This window comes from Halolamina rubra (genome assembly GCF_000739555.1).
Taxonomy (GTDB): domain Archaea; phylum Halobacteriota; class Halobacteria; order Halobacteriales; family Haloferacaceae; genus Halolamina; species Halolamina rubra.
On the sequence record NZ_BBJN01000011.1, the window covers coordinates 67,354 to 89,115 of the forward strand.

25 protein-coding genes and 2 tRNA genes are annotated in these 21,762 nt (G+C 71.0%); 10 read left to right on the forward strand and 17 right to left on the reverse strand.

Features of this window, described 5'->3' with window-relative positions; all coding sequences use genetic code 11:
* Positions 1-27 precede the first annotated feature (27 nt).
* The 4 genes from ACP95_RS03265 to ACP95_RS03280 form a co-directional block, all read right to left on the reverse strand.
* On the reverse strand, positions 28-591 hold the full coding sequence (locus ACP95_RS03265) for an Sjogren's syndrome/scleroderma autoantigen 1 family protein (protein ID WP_049979833.1): 564 nt from the start codon (positions 589-591) through the stop codon (positions 28-30).
* A 99-nt stretch (positions 592-690) separates the two neighbouring features.
* A complete protein-coding gene (locus tag ACP95_RS03270; RefSeq protein WP_049979834.1) occupies positions 691-1,068 on the reverse strand; it encodes an iron-sulfur cluster biogenesis protein NfuA in 378 nt (125 codons plus the stop codon).
* A 69-nt stretch (positions 1,069-1,137) separates the two neighbouring features.
* Positions 1,138-1,473, reverse strand: coding sequence for a DUF5783 family protein (locus ACP95_RS03275; protein ID WP_049979835.1), 336 nt, complete (start codon positions 1,471-1,473; stop codon positions 1,138-1,140).
* Positions 1,474-1,519: 46 nt separating this feature from the next.
* Positions 1,520-2,167: a DUF7504 family protein gene (locus ACP95_RS03280; RefSeq protein WP_049979836.1), complete on the reverse strand. Its 648-nt coding sequence runs from the start codon at positions 2,165-2,167 to the stop codon at positions 1,520-1,522.
* 134 nt (positions 2,168-2,301) lie between these two features.
* Here ACP95_RS03280 and ACP95_RS03285 point away from each other — a divergent pair, with 134 nt between their 5' ends.
* The 3 genes from ACP95_RS03285 to ACP95_RS03295 all read left to right on the forward strand — a co-directional run bounded on the left by ACP95_RS03285 (position 2,302) and on the right by ACP95_RS03295 (position 6,581).
* Positions 2,302-3,123, forward strand: coding sequence for a fumarylacetoacetate hydrolase family protein (locus tag ACP95_RS03285; RefSeq protein ID WP_049979868.1), 822 nt, complete (start codon positions 2,302-2,304; stop codon positions 3,121-3,123).
* A 695-nt stretch (positions 3,124-3,818) separates the two neighbouring features.
* On the forward strand, positions 3,819-5,690 hold the full coding sequence (locus ACP95_RS03290) for an ATP-dependent DNA helicase (RefSeq protein WP_049979837.1): 1,872 nt from the start codon (positions 3,819-3,821) through the stop codon (positions 5,688-5,690).
* A 60-nt stretch (positions 5,691-5,750) separates the two neighbouring features.
* Positions 5,751-6,581: a hypothetical protein gene (locus ACP95_RS03295; RefSeq protein ID WP_049979838.1), complete on the forward strand. Its 831-nt coding sequence runs from the start codon at positions 5,751-5,753 to the stop codon at positions 6,579-6,581.
* A 138-nt stretch (positions 6,582-6,719) separates the two neighbouring features.
* Here the strand turns inward: ACP95_RS03295 and ACP95_RS03300 are convergent, their stop codons facing one another.
* From ACP95_RS03300 to ACP95_RS03310, 3 genes are all read right to left on the reverse strand, one after another.
* The gene (locus ACP95_RS03300) at positions 6,720-7,832 is read right to left on the reverse strand and encodes a 60S ribosomal export protein NMD3 (protein WP_049979839.1); all 1,113 of its coding nucleotides are present in this window, start codon (positions 7,830-7,832) and stop codon (positions 6,720-6,722) included.
* Between the two features lie 457 nt (positions 7,833-8,289).
* Positions 8,290-9,000, reverse strand: a complete 711-nt coding sequence (locus ACP95_RS03305) for a fumarylacetoacetate hydrolase family protein (protein ID WP_049979840.1) — start codon at positions 8,998-9,000, stop codon at positions 8,290-8,292.
* 88 nt (positions 9,001-9,088) lie between these two features.
* The gene (locus ACP95_RS03310; protein ID WP_049979841.1) at positions 9,089-9,994 is read right to left on the reverse strand and encodes an NAD-dependent epimerase/dehydratase family protein; all 906 of its coding nucleotides are present in this window, start codon (positions 9,992-9,994) and stop codon (positions 9,089-9,091) included.
* An 88-nt stretch (positions 9,995-10,082) separates the two neighbouring features.
* On the opposite strand from ACP95_RS03310, the gene htpX reads away from it, so the two are divergent.
* Positions 10,083-10,958, forward strand: coding sequence for a zinc metalloprotease HtpX (gene htpX, locus ACP95_RS03315; protein WP_049979842.1), 876 nt, complete (start codon positions 10,083-10,085; stop codon positions 10,956-10,958).
* A gap of 40 nt (positions 10,959-10,998) precedes the next feature.
* Positions 10,999-11,949: a sugar kinase gene (locus ACP95_RS03320; RefSeq protein WP_049979843.1), complete on the forward strand. Its 951-nt coding sequence runs from the start codon at positions 10,999-11,001 to the stop codon at positions 11,947-11,949.
* Between the two features lie 25 nt (positions 11,950-11,974).
* Here the strand turns inward: ACP95_RS03320 and ACP95_RS03325 are convergent, their stop codons facing one another.
* The 3 genes from ACP95_RS03325 to nucS form a co-directional block, all read right to left on the reverse strand.
* Positions 11,975-13,015: a PfkB family carbohydrate kinase gene (locus ACP95_RS03325; RefSeq protein ID WP_049979844.1), complete on the reverse strand. Its 1,041-nt coding sequence runs from the start codon at positions 13,013-13,015 to the stop codon at positions 11,975-11,977.
* 86 nt (positions 13,016-13,101) lie between these two features.
* On the reverse strand, positions 13,102-13,632 hold the full coding sequence (locus ACP95_RS03330; RefSeq protein WP_049979845.1) for a 50S ribosomal protein L16: 531 nt from the start codon (positions 13,630-13,632) through the stop codon (positions 13,102-13,104).
* A 61-nt stretch (positions 13,633-13,693) separates the two neighbouring features.
* Positions 13,694-14,509, reverse strand: coding sequence for an endonuclease NucS (gene nucS / locus ACP95_RS03335; RefSeq protein ID WP_049979846.1), 816 nt, complete (start codon positions 14,507-14,509; stop codon positions 13,694-13,696).
* A 126-nt stretch (positions 14,510-14,635) separates the two neighbouring features.
* Between nucS and ACP95_RS15990 the strand changes: the two genes are divergently transcribed.
* Positions 14,636-15,199, forward strand: coding sequence for a hypothetical protein (locus ACP95_RS15990; RefSeq protein WP_049979847.1), 564 nt, complete (start codon positions 14,636-14,638; stop codon positions 15,197-15,199).
* Positions 15,200-15,201: 2 nt separating this feature from the next.
* On the opposite strand, the gene ACP95_RS03345 is transcribed toward ACP95_RS15990, so the two are convergent.
* Complete coding sequence (locus ACP95_RS03345) at positions 15,202-15,987, reverse strand: enoyl-CoA hydratase/isomerase family protein (protein ID WP_049979848.1); 786 nt, start codon at positions 15,985-15,987, stop codon at positions 15,202-15,204.
* A 284-nt stretch (positions 15,988-16,271) separates the two neighbouring features.
* Here ACP95_RS03345 and ACP95_RS03350 point away from each other — a divergent pair, with 284 nt between their 5' ends.
* Positions 16,272-17,357, forward strand: a complete 1,086-nt coding sequence (locus ACP95_RS03350) for a sulfite exporter TauE/SafE family protein (protein ID WP_049979849.1) — start codon at positions 16,272-16,274, stop codon at positions 17,355-17,357.
* A 68-nt stretch (positions 17,358-17,425) separates the two neighbouring features.
* Positions 17,426-17,863, forward strand: coding sequence for a universal stress protein (locus tag ACP95_RS03355; RefSeq protein WP_049979850.1), 438 nt, complete (start codon positions 17,426-17,428; stop codon positions 17,861-17,863).
* Positions 17,864-17,911: 48 nt separating this feature from the next.
* Here the strand turns inward: ACP95_RS03355 and ACP95_RS15550 are convergent, their stop codons facing one another.
* The 6 genes from ACP95_RS15550 to ACP95_RS03380 form a co-directional block, all read right to left on the reverse strand.
* Positions 17,912-18,061 carry a hypothetical protein gene (locus ACP95_RS15550; RefSeq protein WP_154018425.1) on the reverse strand — a complete coding sequence of 50 codons (150 nt, stop codon included), beginning with the start codon at positions 18,059-18,061 and terminating at the stop codon, positions 17,912-17,914.
* Positions 18,062-18,134: 73 nt separating this feature from the next.
* Positions 18,135-18,557, reverse strand: a complete 423-nt coding sequence (locus ACP95_RS03360; RefSeq protein WP_049979851.1) for a DoxX family protein — start codon at positions 18,555-18,557, stop codon at positions 18,135-18,137.
* Positions 18,558-18,598: 41 nt separating this feature from the next.
* Positions 18,599-19,459 carry an alpha/beta fold hydrolase gene (locus tag ACP95_RS03365; RefSeq protein ID WP_049979852.1) on the reverse strand — a complete coding sequence of 287 codons (861 nt, stop codon included), beginning with the start codon at positions 19,457-19,459 and terminating at the stop codon, positions 18,599-18,601.
* Between the two features lie 404 nt (positions 19,460-19,863).
* Positions 19,864-19,937: transfer RNA gene (locus tag ACP95_RS03370), tRNA-Phe, on the reverse strand.
* A gap of 61 nt (positions 19,938-19,998) precedes the next feature.
* Positions 19,999-20,547, reverse strand: a complete 549-nt coding sequence (locus ACP95_RS03375) for a hypothetical protein (protein WP_049979853.1) — start codon at positions 20,545-20,547, stop codon at positions 19,999-20,001.
* 271 nt (positions 20,548-20,818) lie between these two features.
* Positions 20,819-20,891, reverse strand: a tRNA-Val gene (locus tag ACP95_RS03380).
* An 84-nt stretch (positions 20,892-20,975) separates the two neighbouring features.
* Here ACP95_RS03380 and ACP95_RS03385 point away from each other — a divergent pair.
* The gene (locus ACP95_RS03385) at positions 20,976-21,461 is read left to right on the forward strand and encodes a DUF192 domain-containing protein (protein WP_049979854.1); all 486 of its coding nucleotides are present in this window, start codon (positions 20,976-20,978) and stop codon (positions 21,459-21,461) included.
* 18 nt (positions 21,462-21,479) lie between these two features.
* On the forward strand, positions 21,480-21,752 hold the full coding sequence (locus tag ACP95_RS03390; RefSeq protein WP_049979855.1) for a DUF7538 family protein: 273 nt from the start codon (positions 21,480-21,482) through the stop codon (positions 21,750-21,752).
* Positions 21,753-21,762: the final 10 nt, after the last annotated feature.

The following is a 21,762-nucleotide window of genomic DNA, read 5'->3' on the forward strand; positions in this document are numbered from 1 at the left end:
GCCCCTACGCCGTGTTCAACCGAACACCTACTCCCCCAACGCGTCCAGCGCCTCGGCCGCCTCCTTCGACGCCTCGAGCCACTGCTTCGCGGTCCGGGGGTCGGTCGCCTCGTTCGCCTTCCGCGCCGTCGTCGTCACTGCGCGCCGGAGCTCTGCCCGCGGATCGTCGGCCGGCGGCGCCGCAGTCGGCTCCTGACGCCCCGCGTCGACGCCCGCCGGCGTCGGCGTGCCGTCGCCGCGTTGTCCGGGCGGGGACTCGGTCGCGGGTGGCTGGGCAGCCTGCTGCTCGGCCGGCTGCTGCTGGGGCTGCCCCGACGACGGCTCCTGGGGCTGCTGCTGGACCGCTTCGTCGCCCCCCGTCGCCGCCCCCTCGGGCGCTTCGGCGCCGTCGCCGCCACAGGTCGGGCAGAACGTCTCGCCGCCGTCGCGGAACAGGGGGTCGCCGCAGCGCTCGCAATGGTCGTTGGTCATCGTCGCGCCCTGCAGCAGCAGCTCGCTCATGCGCTGGGTCTCCTGGCGCTTCCGTTCGTCCTTCTCGAGCTTCTCGCGGAGCTTCTCCCGCTCGGCCTCCTTGTCGAACTCCTCGCTCATGGGCGTCGGTTGGGGCTCCGAGGCAAAAAGGCGTGGTAGTCCGGGACTCCCGGCGCGGCCGCTACGCGGTCGAAAACACGGGAACTGAACGGGAGCGAGTTAGAACGGCGCCTGCGGGCCTTCGTCGTCCTCGCCGTCGTCGTCGCCCTCGCCCGGGAAGGAGGGGCTCATGCTGCTGCCGCCGGTGCCGCCGAGGTCGCCGTCGGCGCCGCCGCCCATGCCGGTGTCGGCCTGCACCGTTTCGATCTCCGGGATCTCCTTCACCATCCGGGACTTGATCGCCTGGATCGTCATCGGGGAGATACCGCAGCCCGAACAGGCGCCGCCGAGCTGGATGTGCACCTCGCCCGCCTCGCGGTCGAGGTGGGTGATCGAGGACGAACCGCCGTGCATCTGGATCTGCGGGAAGTTGCGTCGCAGGAAGTTGCTGACGCGCTCGCGAAGGTCGTCGTCGCCGGACTGGCTCTCCGTGCTCATACTCTCGCTTGGCGAGCGGGCGGCTTATGCCTTTGGTTCGGGTCACCCCGAACACGTTCGAAAGCCGGCTCAGCCGTCGGTTTCGGGCGGTTCGACGCCCAACAGCCCGTGGAGCTCGGCGGCGATCTCGTCGGTGTACTCCGCGAGCGTCGCCGTCAGCGTCTCGTCGTCGACGCTCACCGCAGTCACGCGATCCGCGGGGTTCTCGGGGAGTTCGACCTCGAAGGCGCCGTCGACGAAGTGGGGCTCGGACTCGTTGAGCACCTGCTGGTCGATCGCGTGGATCAGGTCCGAGTCGTGGTCCTCGCTCATCGTCTCGAACGCGTTCTTGTAGGCGCGCTGGAGCTCGGTGAAGTGGTCGGTGTACTTCTCCTCCTCGAACGTGTCGGGGTCGAACTCGGCCATCGGCGGCGGTTGGCGTGGCGCGGGCAAAAGTGGGACGACTCGGCGATCAGAACGCGACCCAGTCGGTGGGCTGTCGCCCCGACTCCTGGTAGCGGAACGCCCGCCCCTCGTCGTCCCGGCGGGTGGTGATCACGGCGTCGAACGGCTGGGTGAGCGTGGTGACCGCCTGCTCGCTCGCGGCGTCGTCGTCGACGACGGCGACGGCGGGCCAGTCCAGCCCCCGCGCCTCCGCGAGCAGCACCCGGAGGAACTGGTAGACGCGTTCGGTGTCCCAGTACATCAGCAGCTCCGACACCGAGTGGACGCCGACGGCCACGTGGTCGATCCCGCGGTCCCCGACCGCGTCGACCAGGTCGGTGAACTTCACGCCCACCTCGGTGAGGTTCTTCGGCGAGGAGGCGTAGCGCACGAGCCCGTCCTCGTCGTCGTCCCGCCCCTGCGCGCGGCTCGCGCAGTCGACGATGCCGAAGCGGTCGGGGTCGCCGTAGGCGGCGAAGTCGGCGCGCGCGCCGGTGGCCTGGCGGCTGGTGGAGACGAGCAGCGCGGCGTCCGCGAGCGAGCCGAGGAGGCGGAGGAGCAGGTCGTACTTGCCGGACATCGCCGGTCCCCGGATCAGCACGCTCCTGCCTGTCGCGAGCTCGTCGACGGGGATGGCGGAGTCCAGAACGTCGGCTTCGGGCTCCTCCATGCTCATACGTCCTTCTCTCGGGGAGCCCACAAAACGCTGTTCCCCGCCGGCGTCCGGGACGTTGATGTGCGGCGGCGACGGTGAGGGGGTATGGCCACCGATCCACGAACCGACGACGCGCCGACCCCGGGGTGGCGCTGATGCGCTACCTCGCCCGAACCGCCGACGGCGACGCGCTGCTGGGCGACGACGACGGGTTCGTCCCGCTCGCGGCGGCCGCGCCCGAGCACGCGAGCGTCCGTGACGCGCTTCCCGCCGCCGCGGCGGGGACACTCCCCGACCCGGACGCGGCGACCGCCGAGCGGATCCCGCGCGGGAAGCGCTCGCTCGGTGCCCCGATCGCCGAGCCCGGCAAACTGTTCGGTATCGGCCTCAACTACGTCGAACACGCCGGCGACCTCTCGGAGGACGCCCCCGACGAGCCGGCGAGTTTCTTCAAGCCGACGACGGCCGCGACCGGCCCCGGCGGCCCGATCCGCCTCCCGCCCGCCGAGATCAGCGACCGCGTGACCGCCGAGGCCGAACTCGCGGTCGTGATCGGTCGGACCTGCCGGAACGTCGACGCCGCGGACGCCGACAGCGTGATCGCCGGGTTCGTGCCGGTGATCGACATGACCGCGGAGGACGTCCTCCAGCGTAACCCGCGGTTCCTCACGCGGGCGAAAAGCTTCGACACGTTCCTCGTGCTGGGTCCGCACCTCGCGATGCCCGAGGCCGGGACGGACCTCTCGGACACCACCGTCCGGACCGTGATCGACGGCGAGACGGTCGCGGAGAACGTCGTCGGCAACATGACGTTCCCGCCCCGGGAGCTGGTGGCGTACCACTCCGACGTGATGACGCTCGAACCCGGCGACGTGATCTCGACGGGCACGCCCGGCGCGGGCGTGATCGAGCCCGGCTCCCACGTCCGCGCTGAGGTCGAGGGGTTCGGCAGCGTCGAGGCGGACGTGGTTCGATAATTTGTGGGTAATGTTGGGCGATATTCGGGAGTCTTGACGATCCACGGCAACAGCACCGTGACAGCAACCGCCGACACCACCGCGGGGTGACCTATACCTCTGAGGACGGCACAGCACCGCATGGCCTCGGGCCTCCCCAACCTCGTCGGGCTTCGCCCTCCTCCCTCGCGCTTGCTCGTCCCGGAGGAACTCGCGTTTCGCGCCACCGCTACTGCGGTTGCGGTGGACGCCTAGCGGGCACCAGCGTCGGCACCCGCGGGGGAGGGGGGGGGGGGGGTAACCGGGCTGCGCCGGACCTCGTGTCCGGCGCTCTGCGGTCCCAGTGGTCTAGTTTCGAGTTGCTGTTGCGGTCGCCGTCCCAGTGGTCTAGCGTCGAGATGCTGTTGCGGCTGCGGTTCTCGCAGCGAGTTTCGAAATCCGAACCCGTGTCTCCACATCACCGAGGGGACGTTTCACCACTCGCCGGCTGACCGTCGTCGCCTCGGAACCGTTCGCCTCGGAGACGTTCTACCCCTCGGCGACTGACCGTCGTCGCCTCGGAGACGTTCGCCTCGGAACCGTTCGCCTCGGAGACGTTTTACCCCTCGGCGGCTGACCGTCGCTGTCCCTCGGCGGCTGACCGTCGCCGCCTCGGAACCGTTCGCCTCGGAGACGTTCGCTACATTCATCCGGCCGACCGCGTACCACCATACAGAGTGGAACCCGCCCGAATCCCCGACTCGTTCCCCGCGCCCTCCTTCCGTGGCAACCAGGAGCGGGCGCTCGCGGACATCCGCGAGGCGTTCGCGGCCGGGAACGACGTGGTGCTCGTGCGCGCGCCGACGGGCAGCGGCAAGTCCCTCCTCGCGCGCTCGATCATGGGCGCCGCCCGAACCGTCGAGGAGGCCGACCCCGCCCAGCCCACCGGTGCCTACTACACCACCCCGCAGGTCAGCCAACTCGACGACGTGGAGGCCGACGACCTGCTCGACGACTTCCGGGTGATCCGGGGGAAGAACAACTACGACTGCATCCTCCCCGGCGAGCACGACACGCCGGTGGATCAGGCCCCCTGCGTGCGCAAGAAGGGGTTCGACTGCACCGTCCGCCACCGCTGTCCGTACTTCTCGGACCGCGCGATCGCGTCGAACCAACCGATCGCGGCGATGACGCTCGCGTACTTCATGCAGACCGCCGGCAGCGACGTGTTCCGGATGCGCGACGTGGTCGTCGTCGACGAGGCTCACGGGCTCGCGGAGTGGGCGGAGATGTACGCCGCCGTCGAGCTCTCCCCCCGGCGCGTACCGGTCTGGGACGACGTGGAGGTGCCCGACGTGGCCGAGGCCACCGGCGACCCCGTCGAGGGCGCCGTCCGCTTCGCCGAACAGCTGCTCGAGCGCTGCGAGGCCGAGAAGGACGGGCTGCTCGCCAAGCCCGAACTCACGCCCGACGAGGCCGCCCGGCGGGACCGCCTGCAGGAGCTCATCAGCGAACTCGCCTACTTCGCCGAGGACTACCGCGACCCGAACTCGCCGACGACGTGGGTCGTCGACCAGCCCGAGGGCGCCGGCGGCGCCGTCTCGATCAAGCCGCTCGACCCCGCGAAGTACCTCAAACACACCGTCTGGGACCGCGGCTCGAAGTTCGCGCTGCTGTCGGCGACGATCCTCAACAAGGAGGCGTTCTGCCGCGGCGTCGGCCTCGACCCCGAGAACGTCGCCCTCGTCGAGGTCGGCCACACGTTCCCCGTCGAGAACCGCCCGCTGTACGACACGACGCAGGGGAAGATGACCTACGAGCACCGCGACGACACGCTCCCGAGGATCGCGGATCTCGTCGTGCGACTGATGGCGAAACACGCCGACGAGAAGGGGCTCGTCCACTGCCACTCCTACGGGATCCAGGAGCGACTCGCGGATCGGCTCGCCGAGCTCGGCGTCGCCGGCCGCGTCAGGGTCCACGACCGGGAGAACCGCGACGCTCAGCTCGAGGCGTGGAAAGCCAGCGACGAGCCCGAGCTGTTCCTCTCGGTGAAGATGGAGGAGGCGCTCAACCTCGAGGGCGACCTCTGTCGCTGGCAGGTGCTCTGTAAGGCGCCGTACCTCAACACGAAGGACTCCCGCGTCGAGCAGCGACTGGAGGAGGGCCAGTGGGCGTGGTACTACCGCGCCGCTCTCAGAACCGTGATCCAGGCCTGCGGCCGGGTCGTCCGCTCGCCGGAGGATTACGGCGCCACCTACCTCGCGGACGACTCGCTGCTGGAGCTGTTCGACCGCGCGAGCACCGACATCCCGGGCTGGTTCCAGGATCAGGTCGACCGCCTTTCCGAGCCGACGCTCCCGGAGCCCGACCCCGCGGCGGCGCTCGCGGGCGTCGACGCCAGCCCGAACGCGCGCTCGTCGGGGCGCTCCGGGCGGAGCGCGGGGCGGCAGTCAGGCGGCTCGACGACCGCGTCGGCCAGTTCGTCCGCGGGATCGTCGTCGACGAGCTCGTCCAGTTCTGGCGGCGACGCGCCGGCGAACAAGACCGAGGCCGAAGCCGAGAAGCGTGAGAACCATCCGCTTTCGGACGTATGGGGTGACGGATGAGCAGTCACACCAGTCGGGACGTATGGGGTGACGGATGAGCAGTCACACCAGTCGGGACGTATGGGGCGACTCGTGAGCCGACTCACCGACGCCCTCCGGGCCCGGTTCGGCGACGACATCCTCCGCCGGATGGCGATCGCCGCGGTTCTCACCGCGCTGGTGATGGGCACCGTCGGCGTCGCCGACCCGTTCTACTCGCCACCGGAGCCGGAACCGGTCGACACCGACGGCCCGCCGGAGCAGGTCGCCCTGGACGCGCTGAACGCGACGGGGACGAACGACTACCGGATGGACTGGATCACGCCCTGCGACCAGGCGAACGTCACGCGCCGCGACGGCGGCTGCGTGTTCCTGCGCTACACCGTCGAGCGCAGCGACCGCGAGTTCGACACCGACAACGGCGAGGGGTACTTCGGCAGCGGGCCGGACGTGTACGCCGACGCGGTCAGCGCGACGTACTACGACTTCCCCGAGGACCCCGACCGGAGCCGGTCGCGGGCGCTGAACCTCTGGGCCGATGCCGACCGCCTCGACCGCAGTGACCTGGCGGCGACGCTCGCGAGCCCGGCCGTCGAGACGACCGTCTCGGAGTCGAACGAGACGATCCGGCTCCGGACCGACAACGACACCGTCGCCAGCCGGCTGCTCGGCAGCTCCGAGAACGCCGCGCCGCCCCCCGAGAGCTTCGACGCCAACGTCACGGTGGCCGTCGACGCGGAGTCGGGCTGGCTCCGGTCGATCACGATCCGCTCGGACAACGGGGACGAGACCGACTGGCAGCGCTACCGCTACGACCGGTGGAACGACGTGACCGTCGAACGGCCCGAGGGAACGAGCCGGCCGATCCTCGGCTGGGTGTTCGACGCGATAAACCGCGAGTACCGGCCGTAGAACCGCCTCAGAGCGCCAGCGCGTAGGCGATCGAGGAGCCGAGCATCAGGACGGTTAGGACGATCGCGAGCACCTGTTTCCACTCCATACCCCATCCAGCGGCGCCAGCGGCTTAAGTTCCGTCGCCGGGCCGGCCGATCACGCGCCCGCGTCGGGCACCATATGCAGCCCCGAGCGGGACTTGAGCACCGCCACTTCGTCGGCGTCGGCGTCGAAAAACTCGGGTCGGGGGATGCTCACCGTCTCGAACGTCTCGGGGTCGAGCACCTGCACCGCGTGCTCGTCCTCGACGGCGACGACAGTGGTGTCGACGGCGTCGTCGCGGTCGCCCAGCCGGAGCGCGTCGGGCGCGTCTTCCTCGTCGAAGCGGGCCTCGTAGCGCTCGCCCGAGGCGAGTCGGGTGCCCTTGAGGTTGCCGCGGACGGAGGTGACGAGCACCGGCCCGTCGCCGTCCTCGGGGTCGATGATCTCGTCGGGCCGGTAGCGCGGCAGGCGGACCGAGAACGTGACGCGGTACACCTCGTTGCCGTCTGAGTCCTCGGTGACGAGCGTGGCGTACTCCTCGAAGTCGCCGCCGAACTCCTCGACCAGCCGCTTCGAGAGCGCGCGGCCGAGCTTGTTCGTCGAGAGCTTGATGTCGGCGCCGTCGTCGACCTCCTTCGCCTCGGTGACGAACGCGTCGCGGTCGCCGTCGGCCTCGCGCTGTTCGACCATCTCGTGGGCGATCTCCATGGCGCGCTCGCGCTCCGCTTTCGTCGGCTCGCGCTCGTCGGCGCGGACCTGCACCTCGCCGGCGTAGGCGCCGCCGGAGATGCGGCCACAGCGCTTGCAGGTGCCCCGGGAGACTTTCACGGGCACCACGACCTGCTCCTCGACGGGCGTGCCGCGGACGATCCCGGAGAACGTGCAGTGCATGCGGATCGTGTTCTGGTCGACCTGTTCGGGGTCGACGCCCCACTGGACCTGTTCGGCCTTGAGGTGGACGCCGAGGGCCTCCGCGACCTCGTCGACGGCCACGTCGGTGTAGTCCTTCGCACCCACGTCGACCCAGCGGTTGCCGCGGTGGACCGCGCCACAGCGCGAGCAGACGAGGACTTCGATGCGGTCGGGCGCGTCGACGAGGTCGAACTGCTCGAAGTAGCAGGCGTCACAGAGTGCGGCGTCGCGGTCCCGCGGCTCCCCGGGGAGCGGCTCGGGGCGCTCGGGCACGTCGTCGCCGCAGCGAGGGCAGAACTCGCCGGACTTGCTCATTACCGGAAACTGGACGGCTCGGACTGATAAGGCCCGCGCTATACGGTGTGGGAGGGGGATGGTGGACTTTCGACGCTGCTCGGCTGGGTGGTTCGAACGTCGCCGCTACCGCGAACCGCGACAGCATCTCGATGCATGACCACTTGTGACCGCACCGCCCCACACCGCAACCACGCCCACCCCAGCCGACTCGCTCCCGTACGGTCGCTCGTCCCTCGCGCGCTCGTTCGCCCACGCAGGGGCTCACGTCGCGCGCCACCGCGGCCGCGCTGCGGTCGCGGTGGACGCCTCGCGGGCGTCGTCGTCGACGCCCGCGGGGGGAGGGGTGGGGACTGGAGGCAGCGCCGGGCCTCGTGCCCGGCGCGTGGCGGTCGCAAGTGTGCTACGAACGAGATGCCGTTGCCGATACGGTCGCTGTCGCTACTGCTGACACTGAGAAGCTTGCCTCCCTATCGGACTATTCGACCGTGTTCCGCAGCGTCCCGATCCCCTCGTACCAGATCTCCACCTCGTCGCCCGGTTCGATCGTCCCGGGGTTGCCCGGGCTCCCGAACGCGATCGCGTCGCCGGGCCGGAACGTGAACCGCTCCGAGAGGAACGAGATCAGCTCGTAGGGGCCCCACAGCATCAGCTCCGTGTTCGCCTCCTGCCGGCGCTCGCCGTCGATCTCGGTGTACATGTCGAGGTTTCGCGGGTCGACGTCGGTCTCGAGCCACGGCCCCAGCGGCCCGGAGCCGTCGAACGCCTTCCGCGAGGTGAGCCCCGGCTGGTCCAGCGCATCCACGTCGTTCATGATGGTGAACCCCCGGACCACGTCCTCGGCCTCCGTAGGCGTCAGGTCGTGACAGCGCTCGTCGATGACGGCCACGAGTTCGCCCGCGTACGTCACCTCCTCGGAGAACGCCGGGTACGGGATCGGCGCCTCGTGGGGGATCACCGACGCCGGCGGCTTGATGAAGAACGTCGGCTGCTCGGGGCGCTCGTACCCCTTCTGGTCCAGCGTCTCCGCGTAGTTCCGCCCGATGCAGTAGACGGCGGAGGGGTCACACGGCGGCGCGAGCCGGCCGTCCTCGCCGACTACGTACTCGTCGCCGTCGCGCTGGACCACGCCGTCCTCGTACTCGCCGGCGACGACGCCGTCGCCGGTCTCGATCCGTGCGAGTCGCATGGCTGAGCCTACACGGGCGGGGCCAAAGGGGTTCGCTTCGCGGTCGATGGCGGCCGGTTCCGTCCCGGCTCGTTCGGTACCGGCTCGGTCAGTCCTGCACGAGCTCCGGCCGCGGAACCGCCTCGTCGGCGGCGTCGCGCCAGGAGTGCGCGGGCGTCCAGTCCAGCAGCTCCGCGGCCTTCGCGACGCTGTAGGCGCCGCCGTCGCCGTCGACGCCCGGGCCGGCCTCGGGAACGTCGCCGTAGTAGCGCTCCAGCAGCTCCTCCAGCGGCTCGCCGAGCGCGTTGTCCGCGGCGACGCAGTTGAACGCCTCGTGGCCGCCGTCGGGTGCGAACTCGGTTGTGAGCGCCGCGTGGACCATCTCGGCCACGTCCCGGGCGTCGACGTACGACCAGTAGTTCCCCGCGCCGGCGCCGAGGTCCTCGGTGTAGTCGGACTCGCGACAGGGGTACACGCCGGGCTCCTGGATCCACGAGGGGCGGATCGACGCCACCTGCACGCCGTGCCGGCGGGCGACGCCCGCCGCGACTTCCTCGGCGGCGACTTTCGAGAGCCCGTAGCCGTCCTCCGGCCGGCGCGGGTGGGACTCGGTCACCGGGAGCTCGTCGGGCAGCAGCTCCTCGTCGGCGAAGAAGAAGCCGTACGCGCCGTCGCTGGAGGCCTGCACGATCCGGGCGCCCACCTCGCCGGCCGCGGTGAGCACGTTGTACGCCGCGACGGCGTTGTTCTCGAACACCGCGCCCTCGGGGTGGCGGCCGAGCGCCGGGATCGCGCCCCAGTGGACGACGGCGTCGGGGCCGACGCTCGCGACCAGTTCGCGGACGGCGCCGCGGTCGGTGAGGTCGGCGGCCCGGAAGTCGACGTTCTCGACGCCCGCGGCGCCGAAGCCGGGGTGGTCGCGGTCGACGACGACGACCTCGTACTCCTCGCGCAGGCGATCGACGACCCAGCGCCCGGAGGCGCCGCGGCCGCCCGTGACGATGACGGTGTCCATACCGACCCACCAGTCGCCGGCGTGAAAGCCCCCACGGTGGCGGCGACCGTGGGGAGAGGTTTAACCGACTGAACGCCTATTCACCGTCATGGAGTGGAAACCGGACTGGGGGCTGCGGGCGCGCATGGCGATCACCATGCTGCTGCTCGGCCTCCTCTACGTCGTCTTCATCGCCGCGCTCTCGCTGACGGATCTCGGGATGGGCGGGATCGTCGTCGTGATGGGGCTGTTCATGCTCGGCCAGTTCTTCTTCAGCGACAAGCTCGCGCTGCGGAGCATGGGCGCCCGCGAGGTCGACCGCCAGGAGTACCCCGAGCTCCACGCGACGGTCGAACGGCTCTGCCAGCAGGCCGATCTCCCCAAGCCCACCGTCGCCGTCTCCGACATGGACGTGCCCAACGCCTTCGCCGCCGGGCGGTCCCAGAAGAGCGCGACCGTCTGTGTGACCCGCGGGCTGCTGCGCAGCCTCGACGACGAGGAGCTCGAGGGCGTGCTGGCACACGAGCTCGCCCACGTCAAGAACCGGGACGTGATGGTGATGACGATCGCCTCCTTCCTCTCGACGCTGGCGTTCATGGTCGTGCGCTTCGGCTTCCTGTTCGGCGGCGGCCGCCAGCGACAGGGCGGCGGCCAGGTGCTGGTCGCCATCGGCGTCTCCTTCGCGGTCTGGATCCTCTCGTTCGTCCTGATCCGGACGCTCTCGCGCTACCGGGAGTACGCCGCCGATCGCGGCGCCGCCGCGATCACGGGCAACCCGTCGGCGCTGGCGTCGGCGCTGATGACGATCGACGGCAGCATGGACCGCGTGCCCCAGGAGGACCTCCGGGAGACCGCGGAGATGAACGCCTTCTTCGTGATCCCGATCCGCTCGGGGTTCATCGGCAAGCTGTTCAGCACCCACCCGAGCACCGAGAACCGCGTCGACCGCCTGCGCGAGCTCGAACGCGAGATCGAGACGCAGTAGCCGCCGAGGATTTTTCACGCGACCGGCCGAGCGACGGGACATGTTCGACCTCGTAGGGTTCGGCGAGGCGACGCTCCGACTGCGCGCCGGGCGCGGCCGTCAGCTCGCTGACAGCGACTCCTTCGCCGCCGCCGTCGGCGGGCCGGAGCGAAACGCCGTCGTCACCGCGGCGGGGCTGGGCGCCGACGCCGTCTGGCTCTCGCGGCTCCCGGACTCGCCGCTGGGGGAGCGTGTCGTCGCCGACCTGCGGCGCCACGGCGTCCGGACGGGGATCTCGTGGGCCGACGCCGACGCACGGCTCGCGACCGCGTTCGTCGAGACCGGTCCCGAACCGCGGGGGAGCACGGTCGTCCGCGACGCCGACGGCGCCGCGTTCGAGGGGGTCCACGCCGAGAGCGTGCCGCTGAACCCGGTGCAGAACGCCGAGCGCTTCCACGTCGCCGGCGCCACCGTCGCCCGCTCGGAGCAGGCAGCGGCGGCGACGCGGTCGCTGCTGGCCGCGGCCGGCGAGAGCGACACGACCACCGCGTTCGACCTGCGCTACCGCGAACGCGACTGGTCGACGGCGACCGCCCGGGACGCCTGCGAGTCGCTGCTCCCCGCCGTCGACGTGCTGTTCGTCTCCTCGTCGGCCGCGCGGACGGTGCTCGGCGAGGACGGCGACCCGATCGAGACCGCCCACGCGCTCCGGACGGACCACGGGCTGGAGACGGTGGTGCTGCTCCGGAGCGACGGCGGCGCGCTGGCGGTCCACGACGACGAGGTCCACGAGACCGACGCGGTCCGGGGCGAGTCCGTCGACGCCACGGGCGCCCGCGACGCGTTCGTCGGCGCGTTCCACGCCAAGCGACTCGCCGGGGAGAACGACGGGGCCGGCGTCGGCGACGCGCTCGCGTGGGGCGCCGCGGCCGCCGCGCTGGCGCGGACGCTCGATGGGGACTCGGTGAACGTCCCGCGGCGCGCGGTCGAGCGGATCGTCGCCGAGCAGTAGCGGCGTCGACCGTCGCCCGTCTTGTCTACCGCAGCTCTCGCTCGTCGAGCCACGCGCGCAGCCCCGCCGCCGACGCGGTCTCCTCCGTCGCGACGTAGTGGCTGGCACAGGCGTTCCCGCAGGCCAACGCGACCGGCCACTCCCAGCCGGCGCCCAGGCCGACCGCCAGCCCGCCGTCGAAGCGGTCGCCGCCGCCGACCTGCCGGCAGGCGTCGACGGTGGGGTTCTCGACGCGGACGACGCCGTCGCCGGTCGCCGCCAGCGCCTCCGCCTTCCCGTGTTTCACGACCGCGGCGGCGTCGAACGCCTCGCGGACGGCGCGGACGCGGTCGGGGTCGTCGACCGGCGGCGCGGGCGGGTCGGGGAGCGCGACCGCGAGCGTGCGGAGCTCGGTGGGGTTGACCGAGAGCACGACGTCGACGCTGTCGCCGATCGCGCGGACCGCCTCGCGGAGCTCGCGGTGGTCGTCGAGATCGCCCCCCAGCACGTCGCCGGGGTCGAACACGAACGGCCGGCGCGGGATCGACGCGTCGCCGAGCTCGTGGAACGCCTCTGCCATCCCGGGTGTCGACACCCAGTTCGCACAGACGAGGGCGTGGGCGTCGAAAACCGTCGACAGCGGCGCGGCCTCCCGGAGGTCGGCCAGCGACCACGCCGTGAGGTCCGGCGACGCCTCGACCAGCAGCAGGTCGCTGTCCGCGAAGTCGAGCACGTTCACCACCGCCGCCTGCCCCATGGAGACGGTGTCGAACGGCAGGTCGGCGAGGACGTTCCGCCCGGGTTCGGGGTCGTCGAGGTGGCCGTAGCAGGCGGCGTCGGCGCCGAGGGCGTGGGCCTGCTGGGCGGCGTTGACCGCCTGCCCGCCCGGTTCGACGAACCGCGGCTCGAGGTCGAACCCCTTCCGCCCGTCGGCGGCGGCCTCGCGGGCGAACGTCGTCCGGCGATCGACGGGGTCGAGCGCGCCCGTCGAGAGCCGACAGTAGCGGTCGACGCTCCCGTCGGGCAGGGTCGTCACCGTGGGCGCGGGGTCGTCGGCCAGCCGGCGGGCGAGACGCTGGTAGGACACGCGGCGGCGTTCGACCGGGGGGAAGAAGGGTGCTACGCTCGGCGGCGTCGCTGGCGGGGCGAGAGAACGAGAGAAGCCGCGAGGGGTTACCGGACGAGCAGGTCCTCGCCGCGCTCGACGACGATGCGGCAGGGCGGCGACATCTTGTTGTACGCGCGGCGGAACGCCTCCTTCACTTCGTCGGCCTGGTCGACCTCGCAGTAGGCCGTGAAGATGTTCTCGCCCTCGTTGATCCGGGCGGCGGTGCCGACCGGCTTCCCGAACGCCTGCCGCATCCCGTCGGAGACACGGTCGGCGCCGGCGCCGGTCGCCTGCTTGTTCTCGCGCAGCACCTGGTGGGGGAACTTCCGCAGCACCATCTTGTAGTTCCCCTCGCCGAGGGTCTTGATCAGGTGGCGGTTGGCGGACAGGCGCGCGGACTCGAGCGAGCCGTGGCGGACCTGCAGCGTCTCCTCGGGGCGCAGCGAGATCTTCACGGGGTAGTCCTGCGGGTCGGCCTGCAGGTCGCCCATGTTGTGCTGTGCGATCTTCGAGCCGGGGATGCCGGTGATGTACTCGCGCCGGGTGTACGACGGCTTGTCGATCTCCCGGTACATTGAGGCGGGCTTGTCAGACATGGCTACTTGCCTGTTCTGAGGCCCAGCCGGCGATTAAAGCCTTCGATGCGTGCCCGCCCCGTCACTGCTCCCCGTCCGCGGCGTCGCTCGAGGACTCGGCGGCCGGCGTCGACGCGTCGCCCTCGCCGTCAGTTGCCGCCTCGGCGCCCGTCGTCGACGACGCCGGCGGGTTCAGCGCGACGTGAGAGAGCCCCTTCTCGGCCAGCAGCTCGCGGGCGCGGTCGGTGACGGAGGGGGCGACGAGGACCCCGCGAACCTCGCTCCCGTCGGGGAGCTCGCGGGCGAGAGCCCCGACGTAGCGACCCAGCTGGCCGGCGGCGTCCGGGCCGACGCGCCGGCGCTTGAGTTCGACGACCACGGGCCGGCCCGCGGAGTCGTGACCGAACACGTCGACGGGGCCGGCGACGGTCTCGCGCTCGGTCGCCGCGGGCTCGAACCCCGGTTCGACGAGGCTCGGGTCGTCGAGCACGCGCTGGCGGAGATCCTCCTCGCTGCCGAACACGTCGACGCTCCGGCCGCCGGTGACGGGGAGCGCCGACACCTGCTCGACGCGCTCGAACCGCACGTCGAGCTCCTCGTCGGGGTTCTCGCGCACGCTGCGGACGCGCAGGCGGCCGTCGCGGACGGCGGCGCGGTGCTCCGACCCCGGCGGCTGCCAGTTGACGGGCGTGCGCTGCTCGTCGGTGTGGACCAGCGCGGTGCCGTCGGGTTTGAGGAGCAGCAGGCGGTCGCCCGCCCCGAGCGAGGCTGACGCGCGGCCGTCGTACTCGACGGTGCAGCGGCCGAACACGGTGACCAGTTCCCCGCGCTCGAACGCCGCCGACAGCGCCGCGAGCGCGTCGCGGTGGGTCGGCCGGTGGAGGGTGGTCACGCTCACGCTCGCCGTTGGGTGCGGACGGACAAATGGCCGACGGTCCCCCGGACTGCGCGCGTCGACGGGGGAGCTGACAGCCGACGGACGGAAGCCGTAGCACATACAGTCCCCCCGGGAAAACGGGGTGGTATGGTCGACCCCATACTCACATACGTCGCCGGTATCGCGTTCCTCGTCCTCCTCATCGCCCCGGTGCTGTACCTGCTGTACGCCGAGGCGGAGACGGAGGCGGACGACGAGCACCCGAGCGAGAGCGTCGTCGGCGGCGTCGGCCCCGTCGCGGAGGCGGGCGGCGACACCGAAGCCGACAGCGCGGCGGAGGCGGCGGCCGCGGAGTCGGACGGCGACGAGGAGGCGGCCGAGGAAGCAGCGGAAACGGAAGGCGCAGTGGAAGCAGAGGAAGCGGAGGGAGCAGAGGAAGCGGAGGATGCAGAGGAAGCGGAGGGAGCAGAGGAAGCGGAGGATGCAGAGGAAGCAGAGGAAGCGGAGGATGCAGAGGAAACGGAAGAACCCGAGGATGCGGAGGAAACAGCGGAAGCGGAAGAAGCGGGGGAAGCAACGGAAGAACCCGAGGAAGCGGAGGAAGCGGACGAAGAGACGGCCGCGGAGAGCGAGGACGACGCGGAAGCCGACGAGGAAAGCGACTCGAACGAGGACGCGGCTGACGACGACGAGTCGGACGACGACGCCTGAGCCTACTTCTCGACGAACTCGGCGACGCGGTCGCGGCGCTCGTCGCTCGCGAACTGCTCCCACCAGAGCGCCGCCTCGCGCTCGCGGGCGGTCGCGGGGTCCGGCGCCGCGACGGCGGCGTTGATCGCCCGCTTCGCACGCGTCCGGGCTTCGTCGCCGACCGCCCCCATCGACGCCACGAGTTCGGCGACGCGCTCCTCCAGCGTGTCGGCGGCGACAACGTCGGTCAGCAGCCCCATCTCCCGGGCGCGGGCGGCGTCGACGCGCTCGGCGGTGAACACCAGCTCCTTCGCGGTCGACTCGCCGATGGCGTCGACCAGCCGCCGGGTCGCGCCGCCGGTGGGGAGCAGCCCCACCGCGGCCGTCGGGAGCCCGAACGTCGAGCGCTCGCTGGCGACCCGGAGGTCGCAGTACAGCGCGAGCACGAGGCCGCCGCCGATACAGAACCCGTCGATCTGCGCGATCACGGGGGCGTGACAGTCGTGGGGCGCGCGGAAGATCTCGTGGAAGCGCTCCTGTCGCTCGCGCTGCTCTGGGTCGTGATCCGCGAACGGGCCCGCGTACTCCGCGAGGTCGGCGCCGGCGGAGAACGCCTCGTCGCCCGCGCCCTGGATCACCACGGCGTCGACGGCGTCGCGGTCGTTCTCGATCTCGGCGAACGCGCGGCCGAGGTCGTGCATCACGGCGGTGTTCAGCGCGTTGTGCGTCGCCGGCCGGTCGATGGTGAGGGTCGCGACGCCGGCGTCGACGGTGGCGTCGAGGTGGCGGTAGGGGCCGTACTCGGACATGGTCACCGCTGTCGTCGCCGGTCGGAAAGAGCCTACCGGGGCGGCGACGACCCCGAGTAGAACGGTTTTTCAGTCGTCACGGATACCGTCGTCCATGTCCCAGAACCGCCGCAAGCGCACCGACGTTCGAGCGTACAGCGCCCACGGGGGCCACGGCTGATGGCCGCCCGCGACAGCCCCCGGCGCAGCTCCGTTCCGTCCCTTCTCGCCAATTCCCACTCGTCCTCCAGCGCGAGCCACGCGGTGCCGTCGCCCGACCTGCTGGCGCAGTCCCGGTGACCACGATGGCCGAGAGCACACCGAAACAGGTCCAGAAGTCGTTCCTGCGCTACCAGCACCTGTTCGTGTTCGCCGCCCCGGTGGTGTTCGTGCTCGGCGTCTTCTTCGCCGCGCCGACGCCGGACGGGATCGGCACCGGCTACTGGCTGGAGTACTGGTGGCTGTTCCCCTTCTTCCTGCTCGGGGCGACGATCGTCAACACCGTCGGCATCAGCGGCTCGGCGCTGTTCGTCCCGTTCCTGATCTTCCTCTACCCGCTGCTCGCGGGGGGGACGCTGACCCCGGAGACGATCGTGAAGGTCGGCCTCATCAGCGAGTCGTTCGGCCTCTCCAGCTCCGCGGTCGCGTTCATCCAGTACGGGCTCGTCGACCGCCGGCTGGCGACGACGCTCGTCGTCGGCGGCCTCCCCTTCGTCGTCGGCGGGGCGCTGCTCTCCTTCGTCATCCCGGCGCCGCTGTTCCACGCGGCGCTGGGGCTGGCGCTCATCGCCGCCTCGGTGCTCATGCTCAAAGCCGACCTGAGCCACGAGGAGCCCGACGAGGCGGCCTCCGGCGACGCCGAGGTCGCGACCGACGGGTCGGGCGACCTCCCCGACGACGCCGGCAAGCCCGGCGCGGCCGGCGTCGAGGCCACCGACGGCAGCATCACGCGCGTCGATCGCGCGGGCGACACCTACTACTACACGTGGTCGGGCTACCTCGAACGCTTCGCGAACTACAGCGTCGGCGGCGTGTTCCAGGGGCTCGCCGGCTTCGGCATCGGCGAACTGGGGATCATCTCCCAGCTGCGGACCGACGTGCCCGTCCGCGTCGCGATCGGCACCAACCACATCGTCGTCGCCGTCACGGCGGTGATCGCGTCGCTCGTCCACGTGTTCGGCGGCCAGTTCGTCCCCGGCGGCCACACGCTCAGCCTCGCGTCGACGCCGTGGAACATGGTCGTGTTCACCGTCCCCGCGACGGTCACGGGCGGCCAGATCGCGCCGTACGTCTCCAACGCCATCGACACGGAGCTGATCCAGAAGGGCGTCGGCGTCCTCTTCGCGGTCATCTCGGTCGCGCTGTTCCTGATGGCGGGCAACGTCGTCTGACTCGGGGACTCCTGACGGACCGGCGTCGAGCACAAGGCTTCTCCGCGTTCCGTCCCCCAGCACCGATCGTGTACGACCAGATCCTGCTCCCGACTGACGGCAGCGACGGGGCCGCGGCGGTTGCCGACCACGCCGGCGTCATCGCCGACCGGTTCGACGCGACGGTCCACGTGCTCGCGGTCGCGGACACGAGGAACCGCTTCGAGAGCCCGTCGAGCGGGCTCGCCCCCGAGGTGTGGGAGGAGAGCGAGCGGGAACGCGCCGAGGCGGCCGTCGACGACACCATCGGGATGCTCCCCGACTCGGTCGACGCCGAGCGCGTCGTCGAGTCGGGCGTCCCTCACGAGACCATCCTCGACTACGCCGAGCGCGAGGGGACGGACGTGATCGCCATGGGCACCCACGGCCGGACGGGGCTGGACCACTACCTCATCGGGAGCGTGGCCGAACGGGTCGTCAGGCGGTCGTCGGTGCCCGTGCTGACGGTGCGGATCGACGAGGAGTGACGGGGAGCGACGCCTCTGAAAACCGGAAACCCGGGTAGTCGAGTCGGCCTACCGCGTTCGCGCGTCGACGCGCATCTCCACGTAGCGCCGGCCCCATCGCTCGACGTGGCGCCGGAGCTTCGCGGCGACGCGGCCCAGGAGCGACCGGTCTTCGGGCTGCGGGTCGACGTTGGTGGGGGCGCTGTTCTGCAGACTCATTCTATCACGAACTTTCACACGCCGTCGACATAATGCTGGTGATTACCACGGTCCCCCGGACCGGCCGCCGCGCTCACCCGTCGGCGTCGTTCGATCCGGTGTACAGCCACGCCCAGCCGATCAGCACCGCCTGGAACGGCAGCCGGACCCACGCCGCGATCCGGGCGGCGTCCGCGAACCGCTCCGGCACGAGTTCGGGCGCCACGTCGTCGGTGACGGTGTAGACGTTCGCCGGGAACACGGCGATCAGGAGCGCGATTATCCCCCACGCCGAGAGTCGCCGGGTCCGTTCGAACAGCACGCCGACGCCCAGCAGGACCTCGGCGGCGCCGGAGACGTAGACGAGCGCCTTCGGCCGCGGGAGCTGTGGCGGCACGACCCGTTCGAACGCCCGCGGCGCGAGGAAGTGGCTCACGCCGGCGACGACGTAGAGCAGCCCCATGACGTACCTGAGCGGCGTTCGGCTCCGCGCGGACGGCGTGTCGGGATCGGGCATCGTCCTCGCCTCGTCGCGTCGGGGGAAGAAGCTTCCCCGGCTCACGCCCCGTCGCCCGCCTGGGCCGCCAGCGCGTCGGGCCCCGCCCGGAGCAGCGTCTGGAGGTGATCGGCGCCCGCGAGGCGGTGGAACTCGGCCGTCGGGAGCCGTTCACTGAACCGCCGTGCGCTCGCGATCGGCACGTTGGCGTCCGCCTCGCCGTGGCGAAACCGGACCGGGGCGTCGATCTCGTCGACGGCGACGTTCCACGCCTCGGCCGTGTTCCGGAACTCGGTGACGGCGCCGGACCGGGAGGCCGCGAACGCCTCGCGGAAATCCGCCGTCACGAGCTGGCGGGCGTTCGTCGGGATCGACTCGGGCTCGTCGGTGTACTGGGCGAGCACGAACGACGGGTCGAGTCGGCCGGCGAGCCACGCCTGCCCGCGGAACAGGCCGGCTAGCAGCGTCGGCGTCGTCGCCGCCAGCCACGAGAGCACGCGCTGTGGCGTCGGCGTCTCCGCCCGGGCGCTCGGCGGCGTGACGCCGGCGATCACGTCGACGGCGTCGACGCGCTCGGGGCTCGTCGCCGCAACTGCGAGCGCGTGGGCGGCGCCGCCGGAGAACCCGACGACGCCAGCCGACTCGACCCCGGCGTCGTCCAGCACCGCCGTGAGGTAGCTGCCGGCGTCGCCGACGGCGCGATCCGGCCACGGGTCGGAGCGGCCGTACCCCGGGCGGTCCGGAGCGAGGAGGCGCACGCCCAGGTCGCGGGCGTCGGCGTGGAACAGTTCGCCCAGGCGGCGGGATCCGGGGGTTCCGTGGAGGAAGAGGACGGGGACGCCGTCGGGGTCGCCGTACGCCGCGTAGGCGAGCTGTCGGTCGTGGGCTGTGCCGAGCGTCGTGGTGTGAGTGGGGGCTGTCACGGTTCCGTATCGGGTGGGTAGTCGGCGGGCTCACACAGGTTCGCCCGTGCTACGTCGACGAAGCCCTTATCGACGGCGCAGATCGATTCGCCTACTACACCGACGCTAGCGAGTAGGCATCTGCGGGTGGTGGAGGGCATCGACAGTTCGAGTTCGCTCGCCGACAGAAAAACCCACACGAAGTTTGGTCGTGGGCCCGACGCTCGCGGGGGAGGGGGACAGTTCGATCTTCAGTCGAATCTCTCGAATGCGATTCGTGTCGAAAAGCCATGCCGCCTCCCCGATTTGAACTCCGGAAGACGTGCTCGCTTCGCTGCGCGCGACTTCCGTGCTCAAATCGGGTCGGGGGCGTTTTCACTGCTCACGGTTCGGTCGCTTCGCTCCCTCACGAGTTCGCAGGAAAATGCCGCCTCCCCGATTTGAACGGGGGACAGCTCGATCTTCAGTCGAGTGCTCTCCCAGTCTGAGCTAAGGCGGCGCAGTCGGAACGACGCCCGATCCGGCATTAAGGATTTCGAAAAACCGCGACCCGGCGACGATCAGCTCACGTTCCGCTCGTCCTTGAACACGTACGTCCCCGAGTCGGTTCTGACGTACGTTTTGACCAGGATCTCGCCGTCGTTCTGCTGGACCTTGTACGCCTCGCTGTAGCTCAGCTTCACGCGCTTGGTGTCGGTGTACGACTCGCCGGCCTCGAGCGTCCCGACGTCTGAGGTCCCCTCCCAGATCAGGTCGCCGTCGGTGTAGATCTCCGAGTGCACCTCGACGCCGGTGGCGGCGGTGTCCTGCTGGTTGACGATCGTGGCGTTCACGTCGCGACAGGTCTGGCCGCACTTGGTGATGTTCTCGATGACGAACGAGAACGGCGGCTGGGACTCCGTGGCGGTCGATCCGCCGCCGCTGCCGTCGTCGTCCCCACCGCCGCCGGAGTCGGTCGACTCGACGACGACGGTGTCATCGTACGGCGTCGACGTGTCGGCGTCGCCGCCGCCGGGCGCCGGCCCGAACCCGGTGACGAGCGCGCCGACGACCCCGGCCAGTGCGACCACGACGACGAGCACGGCGATCACGACGTGACTTCGCTGCATGACTTGTGCGTCGAGACTCCCCCACGCCAAAAGGTCTGTTGGGCGGTTCGGTTGGCTATCCGACGGGTTCGGCGGCGTCGACGCCCGGAATCGGGGGGTACGGGCGGATGGGTGCTCTGGAGGTTCGGTCGGATGGGTGCTGGGGGCTCGGGCGGATTTGGAACCACGGTCGCTCCCGTTCGCTCGCTTCGCTCGCTCACCTCCCGCTCCCTGGTTCAGAATCCGCCCTCGCTGTCACTACGTCGTGCTCACTTCGTTCGCACAGAAGTAGTGGGCTCGGGCGGATTTGAACCACCGGCCTCTTCCTTGTAAGGGAAGCGTCATAACCACTAGACCACGAGCCCGTACCCCGAACTCCCGCCGCCGCGCGAATAACGATTACGCTCTGCGTCGCAACCCTTAGCACCCCGTACCGCCACCATCCGGGCGTGCGGAACCGTGACTGGCTCGTGGTGCTGCTCGCGCTCGCCGCCGTCGTCGCCGGGGCGGCCCTGTTCCTCGGCGACGGCGCGGAACGGACCACCGTCACGTTCGTCGACGGCGAGAACGGCACCGAGCTCGCGACCGTCTCGGTGAACGTCTCCGACAGCTACGACGAGCGCTACACCGGGCTGAGCGACCACGACTCCCTCGGCGCCGACGAGGGGATGCTGTTCGTCCACCCCCGGGAGGCGACCCACGGCTACGTGATGCGGGACATGGCGTTCCCCATCGACATGGTGTTCGTCGCCGAGAACGGCACCGTCACCACGATCCACCACGCCGAACTCCCACCTGAGGGCGAGGACAGCCCCACCTACGAGGGGTACGGGAAGTACGTCGTCGAACTCCCGTACGAGTACACCACCGACCACGGGATCGAGGTCGGCGACCGCGTCGAGATCCCCGAGGAACACCGAAAGGCCGAGGTTTGAGCGGCCCGACCTCGACCTGTGACTGACGACGCCGTCGACGCCCTCGCCGAGCGCGAGGGCTGGACTGCCGAGGGGTTCGCCGCCCGCGTCCACTACCGCGGCGACGGCGACCGCTACAGCATCGAGTACTACGCGCCCAGCGACTGCGTGCTCTACTGGCGGGTGAAAGGCGACGGCGAGACCGCCGTCCCCGTGGGCCGCGACACCGTCCCCGACCCCCTCCGCGCGCGGATCCGCGAGGACCTCGCCGCCGCCGGCGTCGACCCCGGCGTCGAGGACCGGCCGCTGTGAGGCGCGCTCA